The organism is Variovorax sp. VRV01 (assembly GCF_014852545.1).
Classification (GTDB): domain Bacteria; phylum Pseudomonadota; class Gammaproteobacteria; order Burkholderiales; family Burkholderiaceae_C; genus Variovorax; species Variovorax beijingensis_A.
Map to the genome: position 1 here is coordinate 349,300 of NZ_JACVBS010000005.1, position 21,039 is coordinate 370,338.

Consider the following 21,039-nt stretch of genomic DNA (forward strand, 5'->3'; position numbering starts at 1 on the left):
CCGACATGGACCCTCGGCTGCTGAACCTGTATGAACAGGAACTGCGCTATTTCCGCGAGAGCTCCTCGGAGTTCGCGCGCGCCTTTCCGAAGATCGCGCACCGCCTGGGCATCGAAGGCCAGGAGGTCGCCGATCCGTACGTCGAGCGGCTGATCGAGGCCACGGCCTTCCTGTCGGCGCGCGTCAATCTCAAGCTCGACGCCGAATACCCGCGCTTCACGGGCCACCTGCTCGACATCGTCTATCCGAATTTCCTCGCGCCCACGCCGGCGATGGCGGTCGTCTCGTTCTCGCCCGATCTCGACGACGCCAACCTCGCGACCGGTCCGAAGCTGCCGCGCGGCGCCGGGCTGCGCGCGCGCCAGGCCGTGGGCCAGAACACGCATTGCGAGTTCCGCACGGCGAGCGCATTGCGCATCTGGCCGATCGAGGTGCGGCGTGCCCAGTACTTCACCTATGCGCCCGATCTGCCGCTCGCCACGCACCCCCAGTCCCGTGCCATCCGCGGCGGCCTGCGCATCACGCTGCATGCGACGGCGGGGCTCAACTTCAGCCAGATCGCGCTCGACGAGCTGGTGCTGCACCTGGGCGGCGCCGAAGACGTGGCCTGGCAGCTGCAGGAGTGCGCGTTGGGCCAGCCCATCGGCGTGATGGTGCGGCCGCTGTCGCCCACCGGCGCCTTGCAGGGCGCCGCGCAGAGCCTGCCGGCCACGGCGATCCAGCCGGTCGGCTTCGAGGACGACGAGGCGCTGCTGCCGGTCACGGCCACCGGCTTCTCGGGCTTTCGCCTGCTGCAGGAGTACTTCGCGTTTCCACAGCGCTTCCAGTTCCTGCGCATTGCCGGGCTGCAATCGGTGCTCTCGGCGATGCCGGTCGCCGAGGTCGAGCTCGTGCTGCTGTTCTCGCGCGGCGATGCGGCGCTCGAAAAACTGGTGAGCGCCGACAACGTGCAGCTGCACTGCGTGCCGGTGGTCAACCTGTTCAACAAGCGGCTCGACCGCGTGCCGCTGACCGAAGGCGTGAGCCAGTTCCACCTGGTGCCCGACCGCACGCGGCCGCAGGACTTCGAGGTGCACACCGTCACCGAGGTGATCGGCCATGGCGCGCCCGGTGCCGATGCCACGGCGGCCGAGCAGGTGTTCCGGCCGTTCTACTCGGCCTTCCACGGCACGCGGCACAGCCACCCGGCCTACTTCACGACCACGCGCGAGCCGCGCATGCTGTCGGTGCGCCAGCGCACCGAGGGCCATCGCAGCAGCCACATCGGCTCGGAGGTCTACATGCAGATCGTCGATCCGCAGCAGGCGCCGTACGCGGCCACGCTGCGGCAGCTCGCGGTGACGGCCATGTGCACCAACCGCGACCTGCCGCTGCTGATGCCGCTGGGCCGCGACAACGACTTCGATTGCGTCGATTCCTTCCCCGTGCAGCGCGTGCGCATGGTGCGCGGCCCGTCGCGGCCAGTGTCGCCGGTGGTGAGCCAGGGGCTGGGCTGGCGGGTGGTCGATCACCTGGCGCTCAACTACCTCTCGATCTCCGACAGCACGCCGGAACAGGGCGCCGCCGCCTTGCGCGAAACACTGATGCTCTATGCCACGCACGCCGACGAGATGCGCCAGGGCCAGGTGCGCGGGCTGCTCTCGGTGAAAGCCAAGCCCGTGGCGCGCCGCCTGCCGCTCAAGGGGCCGATCGCCTTCGGGCGCGGGCTCGAGGTGACGCTCGAGGTCGACAAGGACGCATTCCACGGCCACAGCGTGTTCCTGTTCGGCGCGGTGATGGCGCGCTTTCTCGCGCGCCACGTGGAGGTCAACCATTTCGTCGAGACCGTGCTGCGCGTGGCGGGCAAGGGCGAGACCATGCGATGGAGGCCGCTGTGCGGGACCCGGCAGATTCTGTAGCCGGGAGAGTCGACACCGCGCTGCGCGGGTGGTCGGCCGAGCCGTGGTCCTTCGACTACTTCGCGGTGCTGCGCCGGCTGGAGTCGGTGGCCGCGACCACGCCGCGCTGGGGCCGCGCATTGCTGCCGAGCGCGGAGCCGGTGCGCGTGGGGCAGGAGCCGTCACTGTCGTTCGCGCCGGCCAGCTTCAGCCGCTTTGAGCCGGCAAGCACGCATTCGCCGCCGCGCCTGCGCCAGCATTTCTTCAGCTATGTCGGGCCCAACGGTCCGCTGCCGGTTCATTTGAGCGACTTCATCCGCGAGCGCAGCCTGAACCATGGCGATCCGACCTGGCTGGCCTTTCTCGACAGCTTCCTGCACCGCTTCTCGCTGCACTTCTATCGCGCATGGGCGCAGGCGCGGCCCGCGGTGGCGCTCGACCGGCCGGGCGAGGACCGCTTCCGCCTGCAGGTCGGCGCCTTCGTGGGCATTGGCACGCCGGGGCGCATCGAGCGCGACGAGGTGCACGACGATGCGCGCCTGCATTTCTCGGGCTGGCTCGCGCGCCGCGTGCACAACGCAGAGAGCGTGGAATCCGTGCTGAGCAGCTATTTCGGCGTGCCGGTGAAGCTCGAGCGCTGGGTCGGCCACTGGATGAGCCTGCCCGCCGGCGAGCTCACGCGGCTGGGGCAGGGCGAGAGTTCGCGCTCGATGGGCATGGGCGCGATGCTCGGCAAGCGCGCGTGGGACCGGCAGCACCGCGTGCGCCTGCACATCGGCCCGCTCACGCTCGCGCAGTACCGCATGTTCCTGCCGATCGGCAATGCGCAGCCGGTGCTGCAGCGCTGGATGCAGCAGCTGCTCGGCGACGAACTCGAATGGGACGCCGAGCTGGCGCTCGAGAAGGCCGAGGTACCCGCCACGCGCCTCGGCCAGGCCAAAGGCAGCGCGCCGCGCCTGGGCTGGGTCTCGTGGCTCGGCCAGCGCACGCGCGCGAAGGACGCGGCGGACGTGCGCATCGGCAGCCGCCCGATGAGCGCCCGTACCGCCCGGGCCACCGCGGGAGCCGCCGCATGACGACGACGCCCGTGCACCCGGACACGATGACGCACGCGGCCGCGCTGGCGCAAGCCGCGGCCCTGGTCAAGGCGCAGCAGCTGGACGCGGCGGACGAATTGCTCGACCGCCTCCTGGAGGCCGCGCCGGCCGACCCCGACGCCCTGCACTACCGGGGCCTGCTGCGCCATGCGCAAGGCCGCAGCAACGAGAGCATCGCGCTGATCGGACGGTCGCTCACGCTGCAACCCGCGCAGAGCGGCGCCTGGAACAACCTGGGCAACCTCCTGGTCGAGGCCGGCCGCATCGACGATGCAATGCGCGCCTACGGCAACAGCGTCTCCTTCGCAAAAGGAGGCGACGAGGGCGCCGATGCGCTGAGCAACATCGCATCGCTCGAACGCCGCAAGGGCCACTGGCAAGCCGCCGAGCGTTTCAGCCGCCAGGCGATCGAACTGCGGCCGGAATTCAGCGAGGCCTGGTACAACCTGTCGATCGCGCTGATGGAACAGGGGCGCATCCATGAGAGCGTCATTGCCAACAGCCGTGCGGTGCTGCTGCAGCCGCGCAACCTGAGCGCCCGCTCGCAGGTCATTCGCGCGCTGGAACTGCTCGGCGAGCATGAGCAGGCCGTCGGCATGTACCGGGAATGGCTGGCCGAAGATCCAGGCAATCCCGTGGTCACGCACCTGCTGGCCGCCTGCGAGGGGCATGCGCCCGCGCGCGCCAGCGACGGCTATGTGGAGACCGTGTTCGACAGCTACGCCGGAAGCTTCGACGCCAGCCTGGAGAAGCTGCACTACCGCGCGCCCGAGCTGGTGGCGCAGGCGGTGCAGGAAATGCATGGCGCACCGGCCGCGAGTCTGGCGGTGGTCGATGCCGGCTGCGGCACCGGACTCTGCGCGCCGCTGCTGCGGCCCTGGGCCGCGCACCTGGCCGGTTGCGACCTGTCGGTCGGCATGCTGCAGCGCGCCGAGCAACGCGGCGGCTACGACGTGCTGCACAAGGCCGAGCTCACCCACTACCTGCAGACCCAACCCGGCCGCTTCGACCTGGTGGTGTCGGCTGACACGCTGTGCTACTTCGGCGACCTGCACGAGGTGCTGGCAGCCGCCGCGCGCGCGCTGCGCCCGGCAGGCGGGGTGGTGTTCACGGTCGAGGCCATGTCCGGGGGCCAGGACGACTTCAGGCTCGAAGGCAGCGGCCGCTACCGCCATGCGGCCGCGCATCTCGAGGCCTGCCTTGCGGCCGCCGGTTTCGGTGCCGTGCGCATCGAGCCGATCGTCCCGCGCCGCGAAGCGGGGCAGGACGTGCAGGGATGGCTGGCGAGCGCAAGGCTTTCTGCGCATTGACGCCGGATACGGATCGCCGAACTTCGAATTTACCGGCATGAATCGTCTTCAACAGATACGGAGTCTTCCATGAGTGAAATCAGTCGCACCGCCCTTTTCGGCAAGCTCAACTCGCTGGCCTACAAGGCCATCGAAGGCGCCACGGTGTTCTGCAAGATGCGGGGCAATCCGTACGTGGAACTGGAGCACTGGTTCGCCCAGCTGCTGCAGGCGCAGGACTCCGACCTGCACCGCGTGATCCAGCACTACGGCCTCGACGTGTCCGTGATCGCCAAGGACATGACGGCCGCGCTCGACCGCCTGCCGCGCGGCGCCACCGCGATCAGCGACTTCTCCCCGCACATCGAGAACGCCATCGAGCGCGCCTGGACCTATGCCACGCTGCAGTTCGGCGAGGCGCAGGTGCGCACCGGCTACCTCCTGGTGGGCATGCTGAAGACGCAGAGCCTGCGCAATCCGCTGTTCGGTTTGTCGAAGCAGTTCGAGAAGGTCAAGGTCGAGGACCTGGCCGACAACTTCGCGAGGATCTGCGACGCCTCGCCCGAATCGCAGATGCGCGCGCAGGACGGCACCGGCATGGGCAGCGGCGCGCCGGGCGAAGACTCGGGCGCCATGGCGCCCGCCGCCATGGGCAAGGGCGATGCGCTCAAGAAGTTCGCGGTCGACCTCACCGAGAAGGCGAAGAAAGGCGAGATGGACCCGATCACCGGGCGCGACGAGGAGATCCGCCAGATCGTCGACATCCTGATGCGCCGCCGCCAGAACAATCCGCTGCTCACAGGCGAGGCCGGCGTCGGCAAGACGGCCGTGGTCGAAGGCTTCGCGCAGCGCCTCGCACGCGGCGACGTGCCGCCGCAGCTGAAGGATGTGAAGCTGCTCACGCTCGACATCGGCCTGCTGCAGGCCGGCGCGAGCATGAAGGGCGAGTTCGAGCAGCGCCTGCGCCAGGTGATCGACGAGGTGCAGAGTTCGCCCACGCCCATCATTCTCTTCATCGACGAGATCCATACGCTCGTGGGCGCGGGCGGCGCGGCGGGCACCGGCGATGCGGCCAATCTGCTGAAGCCGGCGCTGGCGCGCGGCAACCTGCGCACCATCGGCGCCACCACCTGGGCCGAGTACAAGAAGTACATCGAGAAGGACCCGGCGCTGACGCGGCGCTTCCAGGTCGTGCAGGTGCCCGAGCCCGACGAGGTCAAGGCCATCCTGATGCTGCGCGGCGTGGCCAGCGTGCTCGAGAAGCACCACCGCGTGCAGCTGCTCGACGAGGCCATCGAGGCGGCCGTGAAGCTGAGCCACCGCTACATTCCCGCGCGCCAGTTGCCCGACAAGGCCGTGAGCCTGCTGGACACGGCCTGCGCGCGCGTGGCCGTGTCGCAGCATGCGACGCCGCCCGAGGTGGAGGACTGCATGCGCCGCATCGAGGGACTCACGGTCGAGCAGCAGATCATCGGCCGCGAGGAAGCCATCGGCATCGACGTGACCAAGCGCGCTGCGCAGGTGTCGGCGCTGCTGGCCGAGTCGAAGGTGCAGCTCGAGGCGCTCAATGCGCGCTGGCAGGAGGAGAAGGGCTTGGTCGACCGGCTGCTGGAATTGCGCAGCAAATTGCGCGCGGGGAGCAAGCCGGTGGACACTGCTTCCGCCGAGGGCGATGCGAAAGCCGATGTGCCCCCACCCCAGCCCTCCCCCGGCGGGGGAGGGAGCGAAGACCGGGCTGCGCTGCTTGAAGAACTGCATGCGCTGCAGGCAAAGATCCATGCGGTGCAGGGCGAATCGCCGCTGATCCTGCCCTCGGTCGACGAACAGGCCGTGGCCTCGGTGGTGGCGGACTGGACCGGCATTCCCGTCGGCCGCATGGTCAAGAACGAAGTCGAGGCGGTGCTCAAGCTCGCCGACACGCTGAACCAGCGCGTCATCGGCCAGAAGCACGGCCTGGAGATGATCGCGCGCCGCATTCAAACGTCTCGCGCGCGGCTGGACAACCCGCAAAAGCCCATCGGCGTGTTCATGCTCTGCGGCACCTCGGGCGTGGGCAAGACCGAGACCGCGCTGGCGCTGGCGGAGGCGCTCTACGGCGGTGAGCAGAACATCATCACCATCAACATGAGCGAGTTCCAGGAGGCGCACACGGTTTCCACGCTCAAGGGCGCGCCGCCGGGCTACGTGGGCTACGGCGAGGGCGGCATCCTGACCGAGGCCGTGCGCCGCCGGCCCTACAGCGTGGTGCTGCTCGACGAGGTGGAAAAAGCCCACCCCGACGTGCACGAGATCTTCTTCCAGGTGTTCGACAAGGGCTGGATGGAAGACGGCGAGGGCCGCATGATCGACTTCAAGAACACGATCATCCTGCTGACCACCAACGCCGGCAGCGAGCTCGTGATGAGCATGTGCCGCGACCCGGAGCTGCTGCCCGACTCCAACGCGCTGGCCGATGCACTCAAGGCGCCGCTGATGAAGGTGTTTCCGCCCGCGCTGCTGGGCCGCATCGTCACCATTCCCTACTACCCGCTGTCGCCCGAGATGATGAAGAAGATCGTGCGGCTGCAGCTGGGCCGCATCAAGAAGCGCGTGGAAACCAACCACGGCGTGCCCTTCGAGTACAGCGACGCGGTGGTCGACCAAGTGGTCGCGCGCTGCCAGGACCCGGAGTCGGGCGGGCGCGTGATCGACGCGATCCTGACGAACACCGTGCTGCCGACGATTTCGGTCGAGTACCTGCAGCGTCTGGCGTCGGGCGGCGAGATCCGCCGCGTCGCGCTGGACGTGAAGGATGCCGACTTCACCTACGCCTTCGACTGAGCCGCTTCCACCTTCAAGAGAAAAAGAATGGCCGACCACGAGTTCCGCATCGAGACAGATTCACCCGCCAAGGACGACCTGATGTTCTGGCGCATCGTGGGCCACGAGGCGCTGGCGCGTCCCTCGGCCTACGAGCTCACGGTGCTGTCGAAGAACAAGGCGCTCGATGCCAAGGACATTCTCGGCCGCGCCTTCGACGTGGTCATCCAGTTCCAGGACAAGGACGGCGGCATGCACGAGCGCCACTGCCAGGGCCACGCGGTGCGCTTCGTCCGGGCCGGGCATGTGGGCCGGCATTTCGAATACCGCATCACGCTGCGCTCCTGGTTCTGGCTGCTCACCAAGCGCACCAACTCGCGCATCCTGCAGGACAAGAAGGTGCTCGAGGTGCTCGACGCGGTCTTTGAAGACAGCCCGATCAAGCGCTTCAAGAAGACCAAGGCCGGCAACGTCATCGGACCGCACAACCCGCGGCGCTATTGCGTGCAGCACCAGGAGAGCGACTACCGCTTCCTCTCCCGTCTGCTGGAGGACGAGGGCATCTATTACTGGTTCGACGCGCACGACGCGCCGGGCACCATGCACCTGTCGGACGCGAGCGACCTGGCCCACGAGAAGCTGCCGGTGGAAGGCACCTTGCGCTACATGCCCAGCGACGCCAGCGAAGCGCGCCACAACGAGATTTCGCGCTGGGTGAGCTCGCGCCAGTTCGACACCGGCAAGCAGGCCTCGCGCGACAGCGATTTCAAGGCGATCAAGAAGAAGCTGGGCGCCGTCATCGATGCGAAGGACGATCACGAGCTCGCCGATTTCGAGGAGTTCGAGTTCCCGGGCGGCTACTTCACCGGCGATGACGGCGAGAACCGGACCAAGCTGCGCGGCGAGGAACTCAATGCGCGCCGCGACCGCCACTGGGCGCTGACCTCCTGGCCCGACGTGACGGCCGGCCGCAGCTTCAAGTTCGAAGGCGATCCCGATGGCACGCGCAACGGCGAGTACGTGATCGCGGCCTGCACCTTCATGGCAAGCCACCCCGGCTATGAAAGCGTGGGCGCCGGCGCGGCCGTTTCGCAGGATGTGCACTCGGCGCTGGCCGACGTGCTGCGCGACGATGCGGTGAACGCCGACACGCTGCAGGTGCTGGAAGACCTGATCGCCAGCACGCCGATGCTCAACACGTCGCAGCCGGGCACCAGCGCCTTCCTGATCACCGCGATCCCGATGGAGCGCGCCTACCGGCCGCCGCGCCTCACGCCGCGCGTGACCATGCCCGGTCCGCAGACCGCCATCGTGGTCGGCCCCGACGGCGACGAGCTGCACGTGGACGACCACGGCCGCGTGAAGGTGCACTTCCACTGGGACCGCTACGACGAGAGCAACGAGAAGTCGACCTGCTGGGTGCGCGTGTCGCAGCCCTGGGGCGGCAAGGGCTGGGGCGGGTACTTCATCCCGCGCATCGGCCAGGAGGTGATCGTCGACTTCATCAACGGCGACCCCGACCGTCCGATCATCGTCGGGCGGGTCTACAACGACGACCAGCCCATTCCCTACAAGTCGCCCACGCAGAGCGGCTTCAAGACCCGCTCCACGCCCGGCGGCGGTCCCGCGAACTACAACGAGATCATGTTCGAGGACAAGAAGGGCGAGGAGAACATCAACATCCATGCCGAGCTGGACATGAGCCGCAGCGTGGAGAGGGATGACTCGACCACGGTGGACCGCGACCAGACGGTGACGGTCAAGCGCGACCAGACGAACCACGTGGACCGCGACCGCAAGAGCACAGTGACGCGCAACGACACCAACATGGTGGTGGTCAACCAGAAGAACACGGTCAAGGGCAACCAGAACAACCAGGTGGTGGGCAACCGCGAGACCTTCGTCGACAGCAACGACACGTTGACGGTGGCCGGCACCCGCACCACCGACGTGACTGGTGCACGCAGCGACACCTCGCGTGCCGGCGAAACGCGCAATGTCATCGGCAACCAGACCATCAGCGTCACCGGCAATGTGACCTACAAGGCCGCGAAGATGAGCTTCGAGGCCGGCCACATTGACTGGCTGGTGACCGGCGCCAGCAGCAAGTACATCACCGTTCCCACCGGGCCGCTGGGGTTGATGGCCAACAAGATCAAGCTCATGAGCAACACCGGCATCGAGATGATGGCGGCGGGTAACATCGATGCGACCTCGGTCGGATCGAACACCACGGTGCTGGGGCCCAACACCAGCGGCTACATCGGCAACAACAGCGAAGCCAACATCGGCATGGCGCGATCGACCTTCATGGGACTGAGCATCGATAACGCGCTGGCGCTCGCCATCTCGAACTTTGCCGGCGTGGCGATCGAGAACACGCTCGGCATCAAGCTGGTGAACTGCGTCGCGCCCGAGATCGAATCGGTGGGGATGGACTTCAAGCAGGCGCCGCTGCACACCTTCACGCCAGGGGTAGGCGCGGGCGCCGCGGCTGGAGCAGCCGCGGCCGGCGTGCTGGGTGCGGTGGCGGGCGCTGCGACTGCCTTCAAGGACGTGAAAGCCACCCTCAAGCAGTATGCCGACGCGGCCAAGGCGCTCGACGAAGCCGCAGCCGAGGCACTCGACCAGAAGTTGCCGGGTCTCGCGGGCCGCCTGTCTTCGCTGGCGGGCGCGACGCGCAACCGGCGCATCGAAGGCATCATCGGCGCGATCCCGGTGGTGGGCACGGTGGCCGTCGCGGCGGCTGAAGGCATCATCGAACACGAGGGCATGAAGACCACGGCCGAGCAGACCGCAGACCTTGCCAAGACGCGAAACGCGGACGACACGGCAGCGCCTCCCCCACCGCCCGAAGACGACTGACCAGGCAGCGCGCACGCAACCATGCAAGTCCTCAAACCGCAGGCGCTGGGCCTGTCGACCCGCCCCATCGAGTTTCGCAAGCGTTTCGGCCTGAGCGTGAGCGCGTACCTGCACCTGCCCTTCGAGCAGGGCGCGCGCGGCACGCTGTGGGCCGAGCAGTCGATGTGGTCTTTCCTGGCCAAGGAAATGGCGCAACCGCTGATCGACGAAGGCGTGGCCAAGCTCACGCCCGAATACCTCGTGCATGGCAGGGCCTTTCCGCCGCCCGAGCGGCCCAACGGCTGCGCGGTGCGTGCCCGCTTCGGCTCGCTGGAAAAAACCCTGCTGGTGCTCGGCGAACGTCATTGGGACGGCACCCGCGCCAGCGAAGCGCAGCCCTTCGCCGAAATGGCCATCGATTGGACGCGCGCCTACGGCGGCACCGACTTCGCGGACAACACCGCGGGACGCGGTCGGCAGGCACAGGATGGCGTGACCTGGCTGCCCAACATCGAACTGCCGAACGATCGCCTCTTGCGACCCGATCAAGCCGTCGCGCCTGCCGGCTTCGGTGCGCTCGACGCCATGCATCCCCAGCGCGCCCGGTACCGCGGCACATACGACGCCGACTACCTGAAGCAGCACGCGCCGGGTTTCGCGCCCGACACCGATTGGCGCTACTTCAATCTCGCGCAACCCGACCAGTGGGTGGCCGGCGCCATTGCGGGCGACGAAGTTTTCTCGTTCGAGCACATGCACCCTGCCAAGGCGAAGATCGAAGGCCGGCTGCCCGGCATGCGCGCGCGCGTGTTCGCCGGCTACAGGATCGCGGGCAGCGACGAGCCCAAGATGCGCGAAGTGCCTCTGCGGCTGACCACCGTGTGGTTCTTCCCGCATGCGGAGCGCTGCATCGCGATCTTCCAGGGGCTGGCCGAAGTGGCTACCGACGACGGCTCCGACGTGGCCAGCCTGATGGGCGCGGTCGAGCGCTTCGGGGAGGAGAAGCCCGACGCACACTATCTCGAAGCGGTCGCAAAGCGGGCCGATCCGAAGATGGGACCGATCTACGCCATCGTCGACAGCGATCTCCTGCCCGAAGGAGTGAGCACCGCCGATCCCGACATCGAAGCCGCGAAGGAACCCTTCGGTTCCGACGGCCTCCAGGGCGAAGCGCAGTACCGCCGCGCAGCCATGGACGTGGTCTTCGCTCGCGACCGGGCCACCGCCATGGGCCAGGACCCCGACGCGCTCGGCCTGCGCGTTCCGCCGCGCGAGAAAGTGCCCACGGGCGATGCGTTGCCGGCCTACCTCGAAGAGAAGATCAAAGAGGCCGAGGCGCAGCAATGGGCCGCAGTGGAAGATGCGGTCGTGGTTCTGGAGCGTGCGCTGGCCGTGTCGGACACCTACGGTATCGACATCGCGAAGCTGCAGCACCGCGGCCCGCCGCTCTTCAACGCCGCAACGCAACTGGCCGCCATGCAGGCGCAAGCGGCCGCCAGCCCGAATCCGCCCGACCTGTCGCCGGTGTTCCGAAAGCTCTGCCAGATCGAGGAGACGCAACGCGCAGGCTACCTGCAGGCCGCGCACAAGCAGCCGCCCGCCGACGCGATGGCAAAGGAGGAGGCGGCCACGCTGCGCTCGGAGATGTCGCGCGCGATCGCGGCGGGAATCAAGTTCTTTGCAGGGGTCGATTTCACGGGCGCCGATTTTTCGGGGCTCGACCTGCGCGAGGCGAACTTCGAAGGCGCGTGGCTGGAGAGCGCGGACTTCTCCAACGCCAACCTGTCGGGCGCGAACTTCGCATCCGCCGTGCTCGCTCACGCGAGCCTGGAAGGCGTCGTCGCCATCGGCACGAACTTCGCCAAGGCCAATCTCGGCAACGCCCTGCTTGCGCGCGGCGTGTTCGATGACGCCGTTTTTTGCGAGGCCATGCTCATGGGCTGCGGCTTTGCCGGCACGCAGGCGCGGCGTGCGAAGTTCAGGCAGTCCAACCTGCTCGAAACCACCTGGGGCGAAGCCGACTGGACTGGCGCCGATCTCGCCGGCCAGACCTTCTACAAACTCGACCTGAAGGGAGTGCAGTGGCCCGAGGCCGACCTGTCGGCCTGCAACTTCATCGAGTGCGACCTGTCCGGTGCCCATATGGACGCGGCACTGCTGGTGAGCGCTACCTTTGCGTCGTGCAGGCTCGACGGCGCCAGGCTTCTGGCCGCGCAGTGCATGGGAGCGGTGGCGGTAAAGGGCTCGAGCCTGGCCGGGGCCGACATGAGCCAGGCCGACATGCGCAATTTCAACTTCGGCGCCAGCGACCTGCGCGACGCCAAGTTCGTCCGTGCGGTGTTGGACGGCGCGAACCTATGCGACACGCTGCTGACAGGCGCCGATCTGCGACTGGCCAGCGCCAAGGGCGCGTTGATGCGAAAGGCTGCCTGCGGCAACGCGCTGCTGTCGGGCGTGAACTTCGCCGATGCGGTCTTCCAGTCGGCCGACCTGCGCGGCGCCGACCTGCGGCGCAGCAACCTCTTCGGCGCTGACCTCAGCCGCGTGCGCCTTGACGGCTCGACCAGCTTCGACGGTGCCCTGCTGAAGCGCGCACGCACCTATCCGCGACTGACTGCCGAACAGCAGGCCTCGCCATGAATATCGCGCCCATCTGCCCCGAGCAAGTTTTTTTCCGCTTGATGGGAAGGCGCGCAACGCCGAGGGTGAACCCGTGAGCAGCATGAGCCCTGATCTGCTCGAGATCGCGGTGAGCATTGGCGAGACGCTGGAGAACCTCGACCTGTCGAAGGGCGCCTACGCCGGCCGGTCGCTTGGTGGCGGCGTGTTCTCCAGGGTGAATTTCGCGCAGGTCGACTTTCGTGGTGCAGACCTCCGCGAGACCGTGTTCGATCAGTGCGACCTGCGCGGTGCCATCGTCCCCAACGCCAACCTGCGCAGGGCCGTGTTCAACCGCTGCGTGCTCGATCACGCCGACCTGCGCGCTTCGAACCTGCATGGGGCCGTATTTTCCGAGTGCGATCTCGTGCACGCCCAATTGGCGCAATGCACGATGTCGATGGCAATCGTTGCAAAGTGCAAGCTCGACCATGCCGTGCTGCGCGGAGCGCAGCTGGATGCGGCGCTGTTCAGCCAGTCGGTGCTGCTTGACGTATGCGCAGACGACACCAGCTGGCAATACACTGCGTTGAACGAATGCGACGTGTCGCACCTCACCTGGACCGGTGCGCGCATGTTGCGCAACGTGTTCTTCAAGACCTCGTTGAGGGGCATGTCCTTCGCGGGGACGCAACTCGAGGGGTGCCAGTTCTCGTCGGCCGACCTGAGCGGCGCTGACTTCAGTGGCGTGTTACTGCAACAGTGCAACTTCCAGGGCGCACTGCTCGACGGCGCGTGCTTCGCGAAGGCTGTGGCACCGTCGACCATTTTCTGCGAAGCCGGCGGCAAGGACGTCGATTTCTCGCAAGCGCGGCTGAGGCAGGCGCTGTTCACGGGCGCGCGCTTCGCGGGTGGCAACTTTGCCGGCTGCGATCTCTATCAGACGCACTTCGCAGGCGCGAAGCTGCGGGGGGCGAACTTCGGCGGAGCCGAACTCACGTATGCAGATTTTCGCCATGCCGACCTGTCCCGCGCCGACCTGCGCGGCGCCACCATGATGCGCACCGTGCTGCACGGTAGCCTCACAGACGAGGCGCAGATGGGCGACCGCGCCGGCGCGATCGAAACCGATGCCGATCTCGCCGCGTCCGAACGCTGGCAACCGCTCGTGGCCTGAAACCGCGGGACAACTCACACACCAGGGAGCACTTCCATGAACGACACCATCGCACGCAGCGCACCGGCCAGGGGCCGCAAACAGCAACCTGCCGAGGCCATCGGTGGCACTTGGTGCGTGGGCATCCTGTCTTTCGACGAAACCGGGGCATGCAGCGTGTCGAGCGGCCCACTGCGCCTGCACGCCAAGCGTGCCGCCAGTTGCTTGCTTGAACCGGCGGCCGGCGACAGCGTGGCCTGCCTGCGCATCGCGCCCGACGAGGTTTGGATCATGGCGGTGCTGCAGCGCGAAGAAGGCACGGTGAACGTGCTGGGTTGCGGAGGCGACCTGACAATTGCGCCGGCGGGCGTACTCCAATTGCAAGCCGCACGAGTCGGCCTGAAAGCCGGCACGCTCGAAATCGCCACGCAGACGGCCACGCTGGCCACCGATACCGCCGACGTAGTGGGCCGCCGGTTGACGCTGGCCGGTACCACCGTCAAGGTGATCGGCTCCGTTCTGTCGACCGTGATGGACCGCGTGCAGCATTTCAGCCGCCACTACCTGCGCACTACCGAAGGCATCGACCGCGTGGCCGCAACGCACGTGGAGGTCGAGGCCAGGCAGCTGATGCGTCTCGAAGGCGAGCACGCGTTGGTCAATGGTCGTGAGCTCATCAAGGCGCGCGGCGCGCAGATCCATTTCGGCTGAGGCGCCAGAAAGGAGGTCACGCCATGTTTGCCAACTGCCAGCTCATGGGCACCGACATGGGTTTTCCCGATGTCTGCATCACGCCCGCCGCGCCGTCGCCGATCCCGGTGCCGTACCCGAACATCGCGATGGGTCCGATGGCCATACCCAACTGCCCGACGCTCCTGATCATGGGTGGACCGGCCCACAACCTGGGAACCACCATCCCGATGACCAACGGCGACAACCCCGGCGTGCTGCTGGGCGTGGCCTCGGGGACCGTCATGGGGCCGAGCCGGCACCTGACGGGCGCTTTCACCGTTCTCTGGAACGGCATGCCTGCGACGCGGCTCACCAGCATGTCGCTGCAGAACAGCACCAACTGTCCGGGCGTGCGCACGGTGCCGAGCCAGCCGCTCGTGGTGCTGCTGGCACCGTAGGACAACACAGGGCGCGTGGGCGCCGAGGAAGGGGAGAGGAGCCTGCATGGCCGATCACGAATTCCGCATCGAAAGCGATTCGCCCGCCAACGGCGAACTGATGTTCTGGCGCATCGTGGGCCACGAGGCGCTGGCGCGCGCGTCGAGCTACGAACTCACCGTGCTCTCGAAGAACCATGCGCTCGATGCCAAGGACATCCTCGGCCGCGCCTTCGACGTGGTCATCCAGTTCCAGGACAAGGACGGAGGCATGCACGAGCGCCACTGCCAGGGCCATGCGGTGCGCTTCGAGCGCACGGGCCACGTGGGGCGGCACTTCGAATACCGGATCGGCCTGCGCTCCTGGTTCTGGCTGCTCACCAAGCGCACCAACTCGCGCATCCTGCAGGACAAGAAGGTGCTCGAGGTGCTCGACGCGGTGTTCGAGGACAGTCCGATCAAGCGCTTCAAGAAGACCAAGGCCGGCAACGTGATCGGCGCTCACAATCCCCGGCGCTATTGCGTGCAGCACCAGGAAAGCGACTATCACTTCCTGTCGCGGCTGCTGGAAGACGAAGGCATCTACTACTGGTTCGACGCGCACGACGCGCCCGGCACCATGCACCTGTCGGACGCGAGCGACATCGCGCACGACAAGCTGCCCGTGGAGGGCACGCTGCGCCACGTGGCCACCGACACCACCGAGGCGCGCCACAACGAGATCTCGCGCTGGGTGAGCGCGCGCCAGTTCGACACGGGCACCTACGCCTCGCAGGACAGCAACTTCAAGTCCATCAAGAAGAAACTCGAGGCCGCAGGCGGCGAGCCCGACAAGCACGAGCTGGCCGAGTTCGAGGCCTTCGAGTTCGCGGGCGGCTACTTCACGGGCGGCGATGCGGACGACAAGGGCAAGCTGCGCGGCGAAGAGATCGTCGCGCGGCGCCAGCGCCATTGGGCCCTGACCACCTGGCCCGACGTGGCGGCCGGGCGCAGCTTCAGCTTCGAGGGCGACCCCGACGGCACGCGCGATGGCGACTACGTCATCGCCGCCTGCATCTTCGCGGCGAGCCACCCCGGCTACGAGAGCATTCCCCATGCCACGCCGAGGATGCCGATCGAGCAGGCGCTGCGCGAGGCGCTCGACGACGATGCCGTGAACGCCCGGGCGCGGCCCGCGCTGGAGGCGCTGATCGCCGATGCGCCCGCGCTGCGCACCGACCTGCAGGGCACCAGCGCCTTCCTGATCACCGCGCTGCCGATCGACGTGCCGTTCCGCCCGCCGCGCCTCACGCCGCGCGTGGTCATGCCCGGGCCGCAGTCGGCCATCGTGGTGGGGCCCGCGGGCGAGGAGATCCACGCCGACGACTTCGGCCGCGTCAAGGTGCACTTCCACTGGGACCGCTACGACAAGAGCGACGAGAAGTCCACCTGCTGGGTGCGCGTGTCGCAGCCGTGGGCCGGCAAGGGCTGGGGCGGGTATTTCATTCCGCGCATCGGGCAGGAGGTGATCGTCGACTTCCTGAACGGCGACCCCGACCGGCCGATCATCGTGGGCCGCGTCTACAACGACGACCAGCCGATCCCGTTCGGCTCGCACACGCAGAGCGGCTTCCGCACGCGCTCCACGCCCAAGGGCAGCGCCTCGAACTGCAACGAGTTCCGCTTCGAGGACAAGAAGGGTTCCGAGCAGGTGTACCTGCACGCCGAGAAGAACCAGGACATCGAGGTCGAGAACGACGAGACCCACTGGGTCGGCCACGACCGCACCAAGACCATCGACCACGACGAGACCACGCACGTCAGGCACGACCGCACCGAGACGGTGGACAACAACGAGACCATCACCGTGCACGGGCAGCGCACGGAAACGGTGGACAAGAACGAGACCATCACGATCCACCAGAACCGTACGGAGACGGTGGACCTGAACGAGACCATCTCCATCGGCCAGAACCGCACGATCACGGTGGGTGCGAGCGAGACCGCGACGGTGGCGCTGCAGCGCACGCATTCGGTGGGGATCAACGAGACCATCACCGTGGGTGCGGCGCAGGAGATCACGGTGGGGGCGATGCAGGCGGTGACGGTGGGGGCGAGCCAGACGATCAACGTGGGGGCGAACCAGTCGAGCAGCATCGGGGCGAACCGGTCGGTGGATGTGGGGGCGAACCTCTCCACCAATGTGGGCGCCGACGAATCGCGCACCGTGGGCGCAGGCCGCACGACCAGCGTGGGAAAGGACGACGCGCTCAACGTCGGAAAGAACCTCGTGATCGACGCGGGCGACTCCATCTCGATCACCACGGGCAGCGCGAGCATCACGATGAAAAAGGACGGGACCATCGTCATCAAGGGCAAGGACATCACGGTCGAGGGCTCCGGAAAGATCAACGTCAAGGCGAGCAGCGACATCGTGATGAAGGGCTCGAAGATCCTGCAGAACTGAACACCATCGACGGAGCACACACCATGAGCGGCAGAGACCTGATCGAGAGCGGAATGCAGCAAGCCCTGGCCACCCTGCCATGCGGCGGCGTGGTGACCGGCGAGCTCGTCGCCATCGCCGACGAGGGGCGCGCGCCCCTTGTCATGTTCCCGGGCCAGACGGGTACCGCGGCCGTGCGCGCGCGCAGCGTGGTCGACCTGCACGGCGCGCACATCGGAGCGGCGGTGGTGCTGATGTTCGAACAGGCCGATGCGGGCCGACCCATCGTGATGGGCGTGCTTCGCGGGAACGAGGGCTGGCCGCTTGCCGAGAGGCCCGCGCAGGTGGAGGTCGACGCCGACGGCGCGCGCATGGTGGTGAGCGCCCGCGAGCAGATGGTGCTGCGTTGCGGCAAGGCCAGCATCACGCTCACGCGCGCCGGCAAGGTGCTGATCCAGGGCAGCTACGTGCTGAGCCGGTCCACGGGCGTGAACCGGGTCAAGGGCGGGGCGGTGCAGATCAACTGAACAACCGATCGGACGGGCCCGCCATGGAGATCGTGAATGCCACCGGAATGACCGCCGGCTACACCATGGGCGTGGAGCCCTCCGGCCGCGAGCTGCTGGTCGTGGTGGTGAAGGGCACGTTCGCGATTCCCCAGGACGGCGGCACGGCGGAGCTTCTTGCAGTGCAGCGCCCGTTGATCACGGCCGACACCTTCACCGGCGCGCCGGGGTATTCGGCGCCCGCGGAAGAGGTCGACTTCGCGCCGCGCAAGCTGCGCTGCGACGTGCTGGTGTCGGGCAGCGCGCACGCGCCGCATGGCGAGCCCGCGCAGCGCATTGCGGTGGGCGTGCGGCTCGGGGGCTGGACGAAGGTGTTCGCCGTCGTCGGCGACCGGCACTGGGAAGCGGGGCTCTCCGGTTGCCGGGCGTCCGCGCCGCTGCCCTTCATGACGAAGGCCATCACCTATGACGTGGCGTTCGGCGGCGTGGACGAGCGCCACGAAGATCCGGCCCGGCACGCCGCCTACATGGCCAACCCGGTGGGTCGCGGCTGGCACCACAACCTGCAGGCCCGCTTCGTGGACGGTGCACCCTTGCCGAACACCGAGGAGCTCGGCCGCCCCGTCGACGCGCCCGACGGGGTCTTCGCACCGATGGCACTCGGCCCGCTCGGCAGGGGCTGGTCGGGCAGGCTGCCGCATGCGGGCACGTACGACCAGGACTGGATCGACAACACCTTCCCGTTCCTGCCGGCCGACTTCCGCGACGACTACTACCAGGCGGCGCCCGCCGACCAGCAGATCGCCTATCCGCTCGGCGGCGAGGAGATGGCCTTGGCCAACCTGACGCCCGAGGGGCACACGCGGTTCAGGCTGCCGTCGCGCGACGTGCCCGTCACCTTCTTTCACCGCAAGGGCGGGCATGAGGAAACGCGCGCGGTACTCGACACGATCGCCATCCATGCGGACCAGGGCTTCATGACGCTCGCCTGGCGCAGCACCGTGCCGCTTCGCAAGAACATGTTCGAGATCTCCAGCATCCTCGCGGGTACGAAGTCGCGCGGCTGGTGGCGCGCCCGCGCCCTCGGCAAGACCTACCACCCTTCGCTGGGCGACCTGGTGCGCGGCCGGCGCGAGGCGCCGCAGGAGGCGTCATGAGCGCGACCCCGATCGTGGTCAGCCGCACCGGCATGGTGACGGGCGTCGGGCTCGACGCGGCCACAAGTTGCGCCGCGATCCGCGGCGCCATCGACAATTTCCAGCAGACAGCGTTCAGAGACCGCAACGGCGAATGGGTCATGGGCTGCGAGGTCGCGCTACAGGCGCCATGGCGCGGCGAGAAGAAGCTGCTGGCGATGGCCGCGCGCGCGATCGGCGAATGCCTGGAAGGCTTCGGCCGGGCGGCCTGCGAGGCGACGCCGCTGTTGCTGTGCCTTGCCGAAGCCGATCGGCCGGGCCGCGCCGTGCGCGACGATGCGCGGTTTCTCGAAGCCTTGCAGCAGGAGATGGGCTTCGGCTTTCATCCGCAGTCTGCGGTCATCGCGCAGGGCCATGTCTCGGCCGCGGTGGCGCTGTACCGCGCGCGCCAGCTCATGGATGCGTCGGTCGCCTCGCAGGTCGTGGTGGCGGCGAGCGACAGCCTGCTCGACGGCGCGGCGCTCGCCGATTGCGAGGCGCGCGACCGGCTGCTGACGAGCGCGAACTCCGACGGCTTCATTCCCGGCGAGGGCGCGGCCGCGCTGCTCGTGGAGCCGCTGCGCGCGCAGCCGTGGGGGCAGCTGGTGTGCCGCGGCATCGGCTTCGCGGTCGAGAAGGCCCACATTGATTCCGAGGAGCCGTTGCGCGCCGACGGGCTGACCTCTGCCATCAAGCAATCGCTTCAGGAAGCGGGCTGCGGCGAGAGCATCCTCGACTTCAAGATCATTGATGCGTCCGGCGGACAGTACGTGTTCAAGGAGGCCACGCTCGCGTTCGGCCGCATCGACCGCACCAAGCGCATCGAGTTCGACGTGTGGCATCCGGCCGATTGCATCGGCGAAGTCGGCGCACCCGTGGGGCTCGCGATGATCGCCGTGCTCAAGGCGGCCTTCGAAAAAGCCTATGCCCGAGGAAACAACGTGCTGCTGCACCTGGGCAACGACGACGGCAAGCGCGCGTCGATGATCTTCTCCTGGCATTTCACGGGAGGCTGAGCATGGCCAACCAGGTCTTCGCGAACGGGCGGGAGGTGGCATGCAAGGCCGGCGCGGGCAAGACCATCTGCGCCACGCCCGACGTGTGCATGACGCCACCCGAGAACCCCGCGACGCCGCCGGGCGTGCCCGTGCCCTACCCGAACACGGGGCTCGCATCGGACACCACCGACGGCAGCCGCAGCGTGCAGATCTCCGGCCAGGAAATCATGTTGAAGAACAAGTCGTACTTCAAGACTTCGTCGGGCGACGAGGCGGGCAGTGCGGCCAAGAAGGGCGTGATCTCCAGCAAGAACAAGGGCAAGGTGTATTTCATCGACTGGTCGATGGACGTGAAGTTCGAGGGCGAGAACGCGGTGCGGCACCTGGACAAGACCACCAACAACCACGGCAGCCCGACGGCCAACGAATCCATCCCCTGGCCGTTCGTCGATTCGATGGCGGACGGCAATATCGACAAGACCGCGTGCGACGGCGACAAGGCGCGCGAGGAGCGCGCCTGCGCCGAGTACAAGCCGGCCAAAAAGGGCGGCAAGGACGTCTGCGCCGAGACCGGCCTTGGCGGCGATTTCGCCTCGATCAAGGGCGACCTGCCCGGTGCCGCGAAGCGCGCGAGCGAGAACGAGTGCGCTGCGGCGCGGCGCTGCCGCCTTGTGCCCTACCAGGCGTCGCCCAAGGTGGAGGACGGCATCAAGGGCTGCTGCCCCGCGCAGACCGGCGACCACATCGTTCCGAAGAGTTCGTTTTTCAAGGACAGCTATGGCGGCAGCCCCATGACGGGCTGGAAGAAATATCGCATGGAGGACGCACCCTGCATGTGCACCGAAGGCGGCAGTTGCTCCGGAACGCACGGGCTGCGGCACACGCACCACAAGACGACCTCGAGCGTGCCGAACGGGACGCACCGGCCGTTCGACGAGGAGGTGACGCACTGTGCCGCGGGCGCGAAGGCCGTGGCGCCGCACTGCGACCAGAAGTGCATCGAGGCCCAGCTCAAGGAAGGGCACAAGGGGCTGGGCGATACGAGCAAGGACGTGAAGCATTCATCGACCGGCAAGACGGACATCGAACACTACTCGTCGCTGCAGGACACCATCAACAAAACGGCCGGCTCGCTGGGCGCGCCGCTGCCATGAACACAAGGAGCC

At 67.7% G+C, this 21,039-nt stretch carries 14 protein-coding genes; all 14 read left to right on the plus strand.

Going from position 1 to position 21,039, the window contains the following annotated elements:
* Positions 1-5: 5 nt before the first annotated feature.
* The 14 genes from tssF (at position 6) to IB278_RS11985 (ending at position 21,027) form a co-directional block, all read left to right on the plus strand.
* The gene (gene tssF / locus IB278_RS11920) at positions 6-1,898 is read left to right on the plus strand and encodes a type VI secretion system baseplate subunit TssF (RefSeq protein ID WP_145742447.1); all 1,893 of its coding nucleotides are present in this window, start codon (positions 6-8) and stop codon (positions 1,896-1,898) included.
* Positions 1,874-2,953, plus strand: coding sequence for a type VI secretion system baseplate subunit TssG (tssG, locus tag IB278_RS11925; RefSeq protein WP_261380265.1), 1,080 nt, complete (start codon positions 1,874-1,876; stop codon positions 2,951-2,953). Before tssF ends, tssG begins: the two co-directional genes overlap by 25 nt.
* Entirely contained in the window at positions 2,950-4,284 is a 1,335-nt protein-coding gene (locus IB278_RS11930; RefSeq protein ID WP_192323523.1) for a methyltransferase domain-containing protein, read from the plus strand. The genes tssG and IB278_RS11930 overlap by 4 nt, the downstream gene beginning before the upstream one ends.
* A gap of 69 nt (positions 4,285-4,353) precedes the next feature.
* The gene (gene tssH / locus IB278_RS11935) at positions 4,354-7,083 is read left to right on the plus strand and encodes a type VI secretion system ATPase TssH (RefSeq protein WP_192323524.1); all 2,730 of its coding nucleotides are present in this window, start codon (positions 4,354-4,356) and stop codon (positions 7,081-7,083) included.
* A gap of 27 nt (positions 7,084-7,110) precedes the next feature.
* On the plus strand, positions 7,111-9,927 hold the full coding sequence (locus tag IB278_RS34210) for a type VI secretion system Vgr family protein (protein ID WP_307697799.1): 2,817 nt from the start codon (positions 7,111-7,113) through the stop codon (positions 9,925-9,927).
* A 21-nt stretch (positions 9,928-9,948) separates the two neighbouring features.
* Positions 9,949-12,546, plus strand: coding sequence for a DUF2169 domain-containing protein (locus tag IB278_RS11945; protein WP_145742440.1), 2,598 nt, complete (start codon positions 9,949-9,951; stop codon positions 12,544-12,546).
* Positions 12,547-12,628: 82 nt separating this feature from the next.
* The gene (locus tag IB278_RS11950; RefSeq protein WP_145742982.1) at positions 12,629-13,681 is read left to right on the plus strand and encodes a pentapeptide repeat-containing protein; all 1,053 of its coding nucleotides are present in this window, start codon (positions 12,629-12,631) and stop codon (positions 13,679-13,681) included.
* Positions 13,682-13,717: 36 nt separating this feature from the next.
* Entirely contained in the window at positions 13,718-14,371 is a 654-nt protein-coding gene (locus IB278_RS11955) for a DUF3540 domain-containing protein (protein ID WP_145742437.1), read from the plus strand.
* Positions 14,372-14,394: 23 nt separating this feature from the next.
* The gene (locus tag IB278_RS11960) at positions 14,395-14,790 is read left to right on the plus strand and encodes a DUF4150 domain-containing protein (RefSeq protein ID WP_145742435.1); all 396 of its coding nucleotides are present in this window, start codon (positions 14,395-14,397) and stop codon (positions 14,788-14,790) included.
* Between the two features lie 46 nt (positions 14,791-14,836).
* Complete coding sequence (locus tag IB278_RS11965; protein ID WP_192323525.1) at positions 14,837-17,215, plus strand: type VI secretion system Vgr family protein; 2,379 nt, start codon at positions 14,837-14,839, stop codon at positions 17,213-17,215.
* A gap of 23 nt (positions 17,216-17,238) precedes the next feature.
* The gene (locus IB278_RS11970; RefSeq protein WP_145742431.1) at positions 17,239-17,721 is read left to right on the plus strand and encodes a DUF6484 domain-containing protein; all 483 of its coding nucleotides are present in this window, start codon (positions 17,239-17,241) and stop codon (positions 17,719-17,721) included.
* 23 nt (positions 17,722-17,744) lie between these two features.
* Positions 17,745-18,857, plus strand: a complete 1,113-nt coding sequence (locus tag IB278_RS11975) for a DUF2169 domain-containing protein (protein WP_192323526.1) — start codon at positions 17,745-17,747, stop codon at positions 18,855-18,857.
* Positions 18,854-19,891: a hypothetical protein gene (locus IB278_RS11980; RefSeq protein ID WP_145742427.1), complete on the plus strand. Its 1,038-nt coding sequence runs from the start codon at positions 18,854-18,856 to the stop codon at positions 19,889-19,891. Before IB278_RS11975 ends, IB278_RS11980 begins: the two co-directional genes overlap by 4 nt.
* 2 nt (positions 19,892-19,893) lie before the next feature.
* Positions 19,894-21,027 carry a PAAR-like domain-containing protein gene (locus tag IB278_RS11985; protein ID WP_145742425.1) on the plus strand — a complete coding sequence of 378 codons (1,134 nt, stop codon included), beginning with the start codon at positions 19,894-19,896 and terminating at the stop codon, positions 21,025-21,027.
* The last annotated feature ends 12 nt before the right edge of the window (positions 21,028-21,039 follow it).

Excerpts from the sequence above, each read along its gene's own strand:
- tssF (WP_145742447.1), top strand. The coding sequence starts at position 6 with ATGGACCCTCGGCTGCTGAACCTGTATGAACAGGAACTGCGCTATTTC.
- IB278_RS11930 (WP_192323523.1), top strand. The coding sequence starts at position 2,950 with ATGACGACGACGCCCGTGCACCCGGACACGATGACGCACGCGGCCGCG.
- tssH (WP_192323524.1), top strand. The coding sequence starts at position 4,354 with ATGAGTGAAATCAGTCGCACCGCCCTTTTCGGCAAGCTCAACTCGCTG.
- IB278_RS34210 (WP_307697799.1), top strand. The coding sequence starts at position 7,111 with ATGGCCGACCACGAGTTCCGCATCGAGACAGATTCACCCGCCAAGGAC.
- IB278_RS11945 (WP_145742440.1), top strand. The coding sequence starts at position 9,949 with ATGCAAGTCCTCAAACCGCAGGCGCTGGGCCTGTCGACCCGCCCCATC.
- IB278_RS11950 (WP_145742982.1), top strand. The coding sequence starts at position 12,629 with ATGAGCCCTGATCTGCTCGAGATCGCGGTGAGCATTGGCGAGACGCTG.
- IB278_RS11955 (WP_145742437.1), top strand. The coding sequence starts at position 13,718 with ATGAACGACACCATCGCACGCAGCGCACCGGCCAGGGGCCGCAAACAG.
- IB278_RS11960 (WP_145742435.1), top strand. The coding sequence starts at position 14,395 with ATGTTTGCCAACTGCCAGCTCATGGGCACCGACATGGGTTTTCCCGAT.
- IB278_RS11965 (WP_192323525.1), top strand. The coding sequence starts at position 14,837 with ATGGCCGATCACGAATTCCGCATCGAAAGCGATTCGCCCGCCAACGGC.
- IB278_RS11970 (WP_145742431.1), top strand. The coding sequence starts at position 17,239 with ATGAGCGGCAGAGACCTGATCGAGAGCGGAATGCAGCAAGCCCTGGCC.
- IB278_RS11975 (WP_192323526.1), top strand. The coding sequence starts at position 17,745 with ATGGAGATCGTGAATGCCACCGGAATGACCGCCGGCTACACCATGGGC.
- IB278_RS11980 (WP_145742427.1), top strand. The coding sequence starts at position 18,854 with ATGAGCGCGACCCCGATCGTGGTCAGCCGCACCGGCATGGTGACGGGC.
- IB278_RS11985 (WP_145742425.1), top strand. The coding sequence starts at position 19,894 with ATGGCCAACCAGGTCTTCGCGAACGGGCGGGAGGTGGCATGCAAGGCC.